The organism is Guyparkeria sp., assembly GCF_046540515.1.
GTDB lineage: Bacteria > Pseudomonadota > Gammaproteobacteria > Halothiobacillales > Halothiobacillaceae > Guyparkeria.
This window is the reverse complement of sequence record NZ_JBKHFB010000069.1, coordinates 1-9,576: the sequence shown is the minus strand read 5'-3', so window position 1 is coordinate 9,576 and position 9,576 is coordinate 1. Positions and strand designations below refer to the sequence as shown.

7 protein-coding genes are annotated in these 9,576 nt (G+C 67.1%); 2 read left to right on the top strand and 5 right to left on the bottom strand.

All coding sequences use genetic code 11. The annotated features are described in order from the left end of the window. Positions 1-276: 276 nt before the first annotated feature. On the top strand, positions 277-999 hold the full coding sequence (locus ACLFRM_RS08015) for a transglutaminase-like cysteine peptidase (protein ID WP_410755217.1): 723 nt from the start codon (positions 277-279) through the stop codon (positions 997-999). Positions 1,000-1,007: 8 nt separating this feature from the next. Continuing rightward, entirely contained in the window at positions 1,008-2,936 is a 1,929-nt protein-coding gene (locus tag ACLFRM_RS08010; RefSeq protein WP_410755216.1) for an EAL domain-containing protein, read from the top strand. 54 nt (positions 2,937-2,990) lie between these two features. Here the strand turns inward: ACLFRM_RS08010 and ACLFRM_RS08005 are convergent, their stop codons facing one another. The 5 genes from ACLFRM_RS08005 to ACLFRM_RS07985 form a co-directional block, all read right to left on the bottom strand. Next, on the bottom strand, positions 2,991-3,356 hold the full coding sequence (locus tag ACLFRM_RS08005; protein WP_410755215.1) for a tryptophan synthase subunit beta like protein: 366 nt from the start codon (positions 3,354-3,356) through the stop codon (positions 2,991-2,993). Between the two features lie 18 nt (positions 3,357-3,374). Beyond that, positions 3,375-4,031, bottom strand: coding sequence for a LuxR C-terminal-related transcriptional regulator (locus tag ACLFRM_RS08000; RefSeq protein WP_410755214.1), 657 nt, complete (start codon positions 4,029-4,031; stop codon positions 3,375-3,377). Then, complete coding sequence (locus ACLFRM_RS07995; protein WP_410755213.1) at positions 4,028-5,443, bottom strand: HlyD family type I secretion periplasmic adaptor subunit; 1,416 nt, start codon at positions 5,441-5,443, stop codon at positions 4,028-4,030. Before ACLFRM_RS07995 ends, ACLFRM_RS08000 begins: the two co-directional genes overlap by 4 nt. Beyond that, complete coding sequence (locus ACLFRM_RS07990) at positions 5,440-7,581, bottom strand: type I secretion system permease/ATPase (protein WP_410755212.1); 2,142 nt, start codon at positions 7,579-7,581, stop codon at positions 5,440-5,442. The genes ACLFRM_RS07995 and ACLFRM_RS07990 overlap by 4 nt, the downstream gene beginning before the upstream one ends. Positions 7,582-7,674: 93 nt before the next feature. Continuing rightward, complete coding sequence (locus ACLFRM_RS07985; RefSeq protein ID WP_410755211.1) at positions 7,675-9,090, bottom strand: TolC family outer membrane protein; 1,416 nt, start codon at positions 9,088-9,090, stop codon at positions 7,675-7,677. Positions 9,091-9,576: the final 486 nt, after the last annotated feature.

The following is a 9,576-nucleotide window of genomic DNA, read 5'->3' as shown; positions in this document are numbered from 1 at the left end:
GACGAGCTGATCCAGAACATGCTCGACAGCGGACAGCTGAAGATCGATACCTGAGTCATCGGCGAGGCCCGGCGATGTCGGGTGCCGCTCGCTGGGGTAGGATTGGGCGAGGACGTGTGCTTGATGGCCAACGGGTCAAGGAGCACGCGCCTCGCCCATCGTCTTGTCGACGGGCGATTCGATGCGCCACGGGAGGCCGGCCACGGCACCTGCCCCGAGTGCGCGCCCCATGGTGCATCGAGGTGCACCGGAACCTGGCCTCACGGGACGGTGTGGATGCCGGCATCTGGGACAACCCGACTGCTCCTTGCCACGATGGCGCTGGGTCTTGCCGTGATGATTCACGGGTTCGGACACGCGGAGGTACGCATCGACTTCGACGTGCTCAAGGACGAGGTGAGCGAGCGGTTCGACCCGCAACGCGCCGAGGTCATCGACGAGCTCGAGGTGCTGCTCGACGAGATCAGCGGACTCGAGCCGCGTGAGCGCGCCGAGCGCGTCAACGCGTTCTTCAATCGCCGCATCCGCTACGTCGAGGACGATCAGCTGTGGGGCAAGCAGGACTACTGGGCCTCGCCGGTGGAAACCATCGGTCACGGCGCCGGCGATTGCGAGGACTTCGCCATCGCCAAGTACCTGGTGCTGCGCGAGGCCGGCATCGACAACCGCCAACTGCGTCTGATCTACGTGCGGGCCAAGATGGGTGGCGCCAGTCGCGCCCACATGGTCCTGGGCTACTACCCCGAACCCGACGCCGAACCGCTGATCCTCGACAGTCTCGTGCGCCTGGTCGCCCCGGCCGGCCAGCGTCCCGACCTGACCCCGGTGTTCAGTTTCAACAGCGAAGGCCTGTGGGTCGGCGGCCGGCAACGCCAGGCCGACCGCTCCACGGACCGCCTTTCCCGCTGGCGCGACGTGCTCGAACGCACGCAGAACGAGGGCATCGAGCTGTCCGCGCCCGCGAATTCCTCCGACACCTCCACCCGGCCGAGTGAGTGAGTCCCGCCATGGCATTGAATCGACAACTCTGGATCGCGATTGCCTCGGTGATGGTCATCGCGTTCGTCAGCAGCCTCGCCATCAGCTTCCAGAGCGCGCGGGCCTACTTCGAGGAGCAGTTGCACCTCAAGAACATCGACAACGCCAACACCCTGGCCCTGACGCTCTCGCAGGTGGAGAAGGACCCGGTGCTGATCGATCTGATGATCGCCGCGCAGTTCGACACCGGGCACTACCAGCGCCTTGAACTGGTGGCCCCCAACGGCGAACCGATCACCGCGCGAACACGTCCCACGGACGAGGTAGGCGACGTACCCGGCTGGTTCGCCGAGCTCGCCGAGTTGCGGGTCGATCCCGGCGTCGCCCAGGTGCCCGATGGCTGGCAGCAATACGGCACCCTGCATGTCGAGAGCCTAAGCGGCTTCGCCCTCGAGGCGCTCTGGGACACCACCGTCGAAATGTTCCTGTGGTTCTTCGGTATCGCCGCGGTGCTCGGGCTCTTGGGCTCGATGGTCCTCAAGTCGCTTACCCGGCCGCTCGACGACGTGGTCGATCAGGCGGAATCGATCGGCAACCAGCGCTTCATCGCCACGCCGGAACCCAGAACCCTCGAGTTCCGCCGCGTGGTTCGCTCGATGAACATCCTCTCCGCCCGCGTGCGCGACATGCTGGGCGAGGAGCGCTCGCGTCTCGAGGACATGCGTCAGCGGCTGCAGCGTGACTCGCTCACCGGCGTGGGCAACCGCGGCCGATTCGACGACGTACTGGCCGCCCTGCTTGCAGACGACGACCCGAACCGCCAGCACGGCCTGTTCCTGCTGCGCGTGGTGGACCTCGCCGAGATCAATCGTCAGCTTGGCCATCAACAGACCGATGCCCTGATCCAGGCAGTGGCCCATCGGCTCCAAGCGACCGCAGGGGCGCACCGCGACCAGTTCAGCGACGATCACGTCGCGCGCCTCAACGGCAGCGATTTCGCGCTGATCCTCACGGATCTCCTCGATGCCAGGCCGATTGCCGACTACCTGATCGAAGCGATGCGGGGGCTTGCCGACCAGCACGGCGGCGACCTGCCCATCCAGATCGCACTGGCCGGTGGGCGTTTCGGCTCGACCGACGAACGATCCGCGATCCTGATCCGGCTTGATGACGCACTGGCTCGGGCCGAGCACCGGGGGACCACCGATCTGGAATGGGCCGTGCAGGGAGAGGACGTGGACCGACTGCACGGCAGCGACGAGTGGCGCGAGATCTTCCGAACCGCCATTGCCGGGCGACGCATCCACGCCGCGCACTTCGCCACGCGCCGCCTCGACGGACGGCTTATCCACCGCGAGGCGATGCTGCGACTCGAGAACGACCATCGCACCTGGACGGCCGGCCAGTTCCTGCCCTGGGCCCGTCGACTCGGGTTGCTCCCGGAGCTGGACCTGACCATCTTCGAACATGAACTCGAGCGATTGGCCGAATCGGACGACATCGAGCCGGTCGCGCTCAACCTGTCCATCGACAGCCTCCTGGACGAATCGACGAGAAGCCGCCTGATGGACCGGCTCATCGCGCACGCGGCGATCGCCGGGCGGGTGTCGATCGAGGTTGCCGAGCGCGCCGTGATCGAGCACCCGGCGGCGTTTCGAGAATTCTGCACCGCCACGGTTCCGCTCGGGTACCGACCGGGGATCGAGAAGGCGGGCCTGGCCCTGACCGACATCGAGGCCCTGCACGAGCTGGGACTGGCCTACATCAAGCTCGATCGCTCGCTGACCACCGATCTGGTCGGCAGCGAATCGAATCGGAACTACCTGCGCGGTATCACGGGCATGGCGCACGCCATTGGCCTGACCGTGATAGCCGACGGGGTGCGATCGGCTGAGGAGATCACGCTGCTGGGCCAGCTTGGGGTCGACGGTGTCAGCGGCCCGGGGGTCGCCGACTGAGGCACGGCTTCGTCGCGACGAAGCGCTATCGACGAGGGTCGCGGCAGACTGCCGTCAGGGCATGAAGTGATCGCCGCCGTTGTCATCCGCGCCGCCGATCAGGTCGAGAGCCTTGCGATCGCGACGTAACCGGCGGCGGTCGAGCAACTTGCGCTGGGCTGCCGTGGGCAACTCGGTGAACTTGATCACGCCCTTCTCGATCAGGAGGTGCGCCAGGTCCTCGACCACGCGCACGAGCTCGGCATCCGACCGTTGCAGGGCCTCGGCGACCGCCTCCGGCTCCGCTCCGCGCGACGGATCGAGGAAGCGCTGCACGCCCGGGTCACCGAAGGCGACCTCCTCGGCCATGCCCGGCTCCGGTTCGCGCCCGATGGCCACGATCTCCCCGCTGGGGTCCCGCTTCACGTAAACGTTATCCATCGGGTCGCCCCCCTTTGATCAGCCGACATCGCGGTCCGGCTCGGCCGCCATGCGCAGCCGCACCACCAACTGCATTCGATCACGAACGCCGAGCTTGCGAAAGGCGGCGCTCAGGTGCGCCTTGACCGTGCGCTCGGTGATGTCCAGTCGCCGCGCGACCTCCTTGTTGCTCAATCCGCCTGCCACCGCCTCGGCGACCGCGCGCTCGCGTTCGGTCAGGCTGGCGAGCAAGGGGGCGACCGCCCGGGTGACGTTTCCGGGAACGTCGAGCGTGGTCGACAGCACCCGCACCACGGCATTGACCACCTCCGCCGGCAACCAGATGCCCCCCGTCTGCACGGCCTGCGCCGCCTGCTGGAGCAGCGCCGGCGGCGAGACGGCGTGCACGTAGCCGCGCGCACCACACCCCAGCGCACGGCGCAGCTCCTCCATGGCAGGCTCGCGTGACATGGCGATCACGGTGGCACCCTCCCCGGCAAGCGCCTGGATCCGGCGCTCCCAGTCCTCCATGCCTGCCAGCACCCAGGCGACCGCCGGGCGGGAGTCCGTGGACGTGATGGCCCGATGCTGTGCCGATGTCGTAGCGTCGAGCACGATCGCTCCGGGAAAGGCACTCTGCCAGCGCGAGGTACGAAACCCGGGTTCGGTAAGAAAGAGGTGTGTCGGACCAGTCATCGTTCGGACATCGATTGCGAAAAGGCACGCAGCACGGGCTTGAGAAGGTATTCCAGCACCGTCTTCTTGCCGGTGAGTATGTCCACCTCGGCCATCATCCCCGGCAGGATGGGCTGCTCGGGCGAGAACCCGGTCGCGCGCGTTTCCAGGCGCACCAGGTAGAAGGTATTGTCATCGTCGTCGGTGATGGTGTCCGAGCTGATGTGCGTCACGGCACCCTCCAGCCCGCCGTACTGCGTGAAGTCGTAGGCGCTGAACTTCACCTTGGCGGGCAGTCCCGGGCGCAGGAAGGCAATGTCCTTCGGATTGATGCGCGCCTCGATCAAAAGCCGGTCGTTCGCCGGGGTTATCTCGAGGATCTCGCGCCCGGGGCCGACCACCCCGCCGGTGGTGTTGATGAACAACCGCTGCACGGTGCCGTCCATGGGTGCACGCACCCGGGTCTGCTTCACCTTGTCGGCCAGCCCCACCTCGGCCTCGCCCAGGGCATCGAGCTTGGCGCTGGCCTCGGCCAGCTCCGAACGCCAGCGATTGAAGGCGTTGAGCCGCACTTCCTCGATGCGCCCGGTCGCCTCCTCGATCGACGACTTCGCCCGGGAGATTGCGGCGTCGGCCCGGGCCATCTCGCCCAGGCTGTTCGCCTCGTCGCGTTCGAGCCGGATGATGTCGATCTCGGAGACGGCCCCCGAATTCAGCAGCGGACGGGTCACCTTCAGCTCGCGCCGGATCAGCGACAACGCACGGGAATGCTGGTTGCGGGCGGCCTCGGCCTCGCGCAGATCCTGACGGCGCTGCTCGAGCTTTTCCCGGTGGATGGCGAGCTGTTCCTCGAGCTCGCGGCGCGAGGATTCGTAGAGCCGCCGCTCCTTGGCTACCACTTGGGGGGCCTCGCGCTCGAGATCCGAGGGGAGGGCCAGCGGCTCCTCGCTGGTCAGCGCCTCCAGGCGGGCCACCTCGGCACGCAGGGCATAACGCTTGACCTGGTTCTCGCGCAGGCTGGACATGGATCGGGTCGAGTCGATCGTCACCAGCAACTCGCCCTCCTCGACCGTGTCACCCTCGTCGACCAGGATCTCGCGCACCGTCCCGCCGTCGAGTGACTGGATCAGCTGCGTCTTGTGCGACGTGATGACCTTGCCCTGGCCGCGGGTGACCTCGTCGAGCTCGGCGAAGCCGGCCCAGACGATCAGAGCGATCAGCACCAGGAACAGCGTGTACAGCAACGCACGCGCCCGCAACGGGGTCTGCTGCAGTTGCGCCCAGCCGGCCTGGGCGGCCCAGTTGCCGCGCCGCTCCTCGCCCAGGCCAACGGTGTCGCCGCCGCCACCCGATGCGCGGCGGGAACCGGTCAGGCGACCCACGCCGTCGAAACCACGCTCCTCGATGGTCTTCTTGCGGCGTGATTCGCTCATCGCTCCGCCCCCGAGATCCGTCCCTGGCGCAAGGCCTCGATCACCTCGTCCTTGGGCCCGTCCGCGACCAGCCGGCCGGCATCGATCACCAGGATCCGGTCGACCAGTTCCAGCATCGAACTGCGGTGCGTGTTGACCAGCAGGGTCTTGTGCTTGGCGACGCGCTGGAGGTTGCGCTTGATCAAGGCCTCGGTGGAATGGTCCAGCGCGCCGGTGGGCTCGTCCAGCACCAGCATCGGCGGATCATGCAGCAACGCCCGAGCGATGGCGATCGACTGGCGCTGACCACCGGAGACGAACTGCCCCCGCTCGCCCATGGGCATGTCGAATCCCTCGGGGTGACGGTTGATCATGGCCGCCAGTCCGCTGAGCTTGGCCACCTCGAGGATGCGCGCATCGTCGACATTGGCCGCGCCGAGGGCAAGGTTCTCCTTCAGCGACCCGTGAAAAAGCGAGATGTCCTGCGGCACGTAACCGATCGCCCGGCGCAGCTCGGCCGGATCGATCTGGCGGGCATCGACCCCGTCGATCAACACCGCCCCGGCGTCCGGCTCGTAGAGGCCGAGGATCAGTTTTTCGATGGTGCTCTTGCCCGAGCCGTTACGACCCAGAACGGCGACGTGCTCGCCGGCGCGAATGCGGAAACTGACGTCATCGAGCACCACACCGCCGGTCTGCGGGTAGGAAAAGCTCACGTGGCGGAACTCGATCTCGCCGCTCATCCCCGGCCGACTGATCCAGGACTTGCCCGGCGGGCGCTCGACCGGTTGTGCCATCACGTCGTCGAGCGCATCGAGCGCGGCGGCCGACTGGTGGTACTGCATCACCAGGCCCGCCGCCTGGCCGATCGGCGCCATGGCGCGGGACGAGAGCAGGTAGGCGGCGATCATGCCACCAAGGCTGAGCTCGCCTTCCATGATCAGGTAGACGCCGATCACGATGATCGCGATGCCCACCGCGTGCTGGGCCCACTGCGCCCCGCTGACCACCGTGGCGGAGATCAGGCGCATGCGTGCGGCGTTCTGAGCGAGGAACACCGAGGTCTTCTCCCAGTCGGCCTGCAGGCGGCTTTCCACCCCGAAAGCCTTGACCGTCTCGATGTCGGTCAGCCCCTCCACCAGCGTGGCGTTGCGCATCGCACCGGCCCGCATGGCGTCCTCGGACAGGCGCTGCAGGCGTCGCTGGGCACCCAGCGCGTAGAGCAGCACCAGCAGCGCACCGAGCACGATCGGCACCACCAGTTGCCAGCCGATCAGGGCGACGATGCCGGCGAAAAGCAGCACGAACGGCAGGTCGACCAGGGAGACCACGCTCATCGACCCGATGAAGCCGCGTACCGACTCGAAGGCGTGGACCGTATTGGCAAACGAACCGGTCGAGGCGGGCCGATTGGCCATGCGCATGCCCAGCACGCGCTCCATGATGTTCGAGGAGAGCTTGACATCCGCGCGACTGGCCGCGAGATCGACGAACCGGCTGCGCATGACCCGCAACGCAAGATCGGCACTGATGGCGAGGAACACCCCTGCCCCAAGCACCCACAGCGTGTCGGTGGCCGCGTTCGGCACCACCCGGTCATAGACGTTCATGATGAACAGCGGCATCGCCACGGCGAAGAGGTTGATCATCACCGCCGCGACCAGCACGTCGCGGTAGAGGCCACGGTTCTGGCGGATGACGCCCCAGAACCAGTGCTGGTCGGCCCGCGGCGCGAGTCCACCGGCACGCTCGTCGAACCGGAACTGCGGCTGGACATAGACCAGCCAGCCGCTGGTCTCGGCCTCGAGCGCGTCAAGCCCGATTTCGACCTCGGCGTCGTTGAGCTCCGGGTAGATCACCGTGGCAATGCCGGCCTTGCGGTCGACTCCGGTGATAACGCAGGCGCCGTCTTCGTCGCGAAGCGCGATGGCCGGCAGCAGGGCGGGATTCACCGAACGGACCTTGCCGGACACGAACCGGCTTGACAGCCCCGCCCTCCGGGCGGCGCGCTCGAACTCCGGCGGAGCCAGCCGCCCCTGTTCCAGTGGCAGCCCGGCCACCAGCGACTCCCGCGACATCGGCGTACCGTGGTAGCGACACAGAAACGTCAGGCACTCGGTCAGCGCATCACCGCGTGTTTCAACCGCTTCGCCGGTCATCCCGTCCCCCGCCGATGGTTCGACATCCGCTCGTCATCGGACGCATCCCCTCGGGCTGCCCCCGAGACGCCGAGCTGCAAGTGGAGGCACGGTTCATCGCTCGCGGGGCACCTCGGGGAGGTTCATCGCGATATCGACGCTCGGGCAGGCGGATTCCGGATCGACCGCCAGCGGCTCGATACCGAGATCGGCAAGGCTCGGCAGACCGTCGCGACGAACCTCGAGGGCCTCGAGCAGGCGCCCACTGGAGGCCAGCGCACGGGCGATGGCCAGACGCCGGTCGGCCTCGGCGTTGACGTAGGAGCGACTGGCCTGGAAGTACTCGTTTTCCGAGTCGAGGACATCGAGCAGCGTGCGCTGACCGATCCGGAACTGGTTGCGGTAGGCGACCCGCACCCGATCTGCCGCCAGACGGTAGTTGTTGAGCGTCTCGACCTGCTGGGCGAGCTTGCTCACGTCGTGGTAGGCGATCTGCAGATCCTGGCGCATGTCAACGCAGGCCTTGTCCCGCAGGCTCTTGGCCACGTTGAGCTCTTCGGCGGCGCTCTTGACCGCGGCCCGGTCGCTTCCGCCGTTGTAGAGATTGAAGCGCAGTTCCAGCCCGATGCGCGCATCACGCTGGTTCTCGCGAACGCCGAAATCGTCGCGATTGTCGACACCGTAGCTCGCGTTCAGGTTCAAGCGCGGGTGGAACGCGGCACGACGGCTCTCCACGGCGGCACGCGAGGATTCGATATCGCGCAGGGCGGCCCGGAAAGACGGGTTGCCCTCGTAGGCCAGCTCGAGGGCGGCCGCCACGTCGGCCGGCAGGGCCGAATCGTCCAGGTCGATCGGCTCGAGGCGTTCGGCCGGCGACTGGCCGACGATCCGCAGGTAGCGCGCGGAGACGTCGTGAAGATTGGAGATCTCGTTGACGAGGTTGGACTCCGACAGCGAGACGCGGGCGTTGATCTGCTCCATGTCGGCACCGCGGGCCACCCCGGCGCTCGAGCTTTCCTCGACCTGAGCCTTGACGTCCAAATGCTCCTGGAAGATCTCCTCGGCCAGCTCGACCAGTTCACGCTGACGGCGCACGTCCTGGTAGGCGCGGAGGGTCTCCAGCGCAACCTCCTCGGCACTACCGAGCAGCTCGTAGTAGCGCACCAGCTGGGCGTTGTCGAGGCGCTCGACCTCCGAACGGGTGAAGAACCCGTCGTAGAGCATCTGCGTAAGCGAGATCTCGGCCGCGGCGACCGAGTAGTCCTCGTTGACCCCGTAGTTGCGCGACTCCTGGCCGACACTTGCGACCGCGTCGACCGTCGGCAGGTAACCGCCCCGGGCCACGTCGATGTCGTGACCAGAGGAGACGAAGGCATGCCAGCTCGACTGCACCTCCGGGTTGGATTCGATCGCCTGCTGCACGGCGCCCGCCAGTCCGGCGGATTGATCCGATTGCGCCAGCGCGGCCATCGGCGGCGCAGCCATCAGTCCGGCAGCGACCAGCGCCGCCAGGGTATTTTCCTTATTCATTCTCATCGCCTTGTTCCCTTTGCCTGGCATGGGTTCGGTCCGGCATGACCCCGGGCCAGCGAACGAACGTCGGGGCACTCGTCCCGCTGCGTCCGCTTCCCGCCGATCGTCTCAAGCTGTTGTCGACAGAGGCGACACGGATCAGACCGCTTTCGCCCGGAGGGCGTCGTCCCGTGTCTATTGTTCGCCGACGCCAACCCACACTCCCGATTTGACCGCCTGGACTCGCGCCCGGCTGCCGCCCGGTGGCTCAAGCATCCGCGCCAAACCGAGCCCGAAGGGTATCGGCGGGAACGACCACCCGCACAGGAACAAAACGGAACAGAAAATACCGGCCTGTTTTCAATGCGTTGCAAACCCCGAGTGCCACGCTGTGGCGGCAGGAACGCCGCTTGCCCATCCCAGAATCGCCCCGAGCAGACCAGACGCCGGGTTCGCCACAGCGTGAATCAGGCGCCGAACAGACCATGGAGTCGCCCACGGAGT

Excerpts from the sequence above, each read along its gene's own strand:
- ACLFRM_RS07995 (WP_410755213.1), bottom strand. The coding sequence starts at position 5,443 with ATGAGCGAATCACGCCGCAAGAAGACCATCGAGGAGCGTGGTTTCGAC.
- ACLFRM_RS08015 (WP_410755217.1), top strand. The coding sequence starts at position 277 with ATGCCGGCATCTGGGACAACCCGACTGCTCCTTGCCACGATGGCGCTG.
- ACLFRM_RS07990 (WP_410755212.1), bottom strand. The coding sequence starts at position 7,581 with ATGACCGGCGAAGCGGTTGAAACACGCGGTGATGCGCTGACCGAGTGC.
- ACLFRM_RS08000 (WP_410755214.1), bottom strand. The coding sequence starts at position 4,031 with ATGACTGGTCCGACACACCTCTTTCTTACCGAACCCGGGTTTCGTACC.
- ACLFRM_RS08010 (WP_410755216.1), top strand. The coding sequence starts at position 1,008 with ATGGCATTGAATCGACAACTCTGGATCGCGATTGCCTCGGTGATGGTC.
- ACLFRM_RS07985 (WP_410755211.1), bottom strand. The coding sequence starts at position 9,090 with ATGAATAAGGAAAATACCCTGGCGGCGCTGGTCGCTGCCGGACTGATG.
- ACLFRM_RS08005 (WP_410755215.1), bottom strand. The coding sequence starts at position 3,356 with ATGGATAACGTTTACGTGAAGCGGGACCCCAGCGGGGAGATCGTGGCC.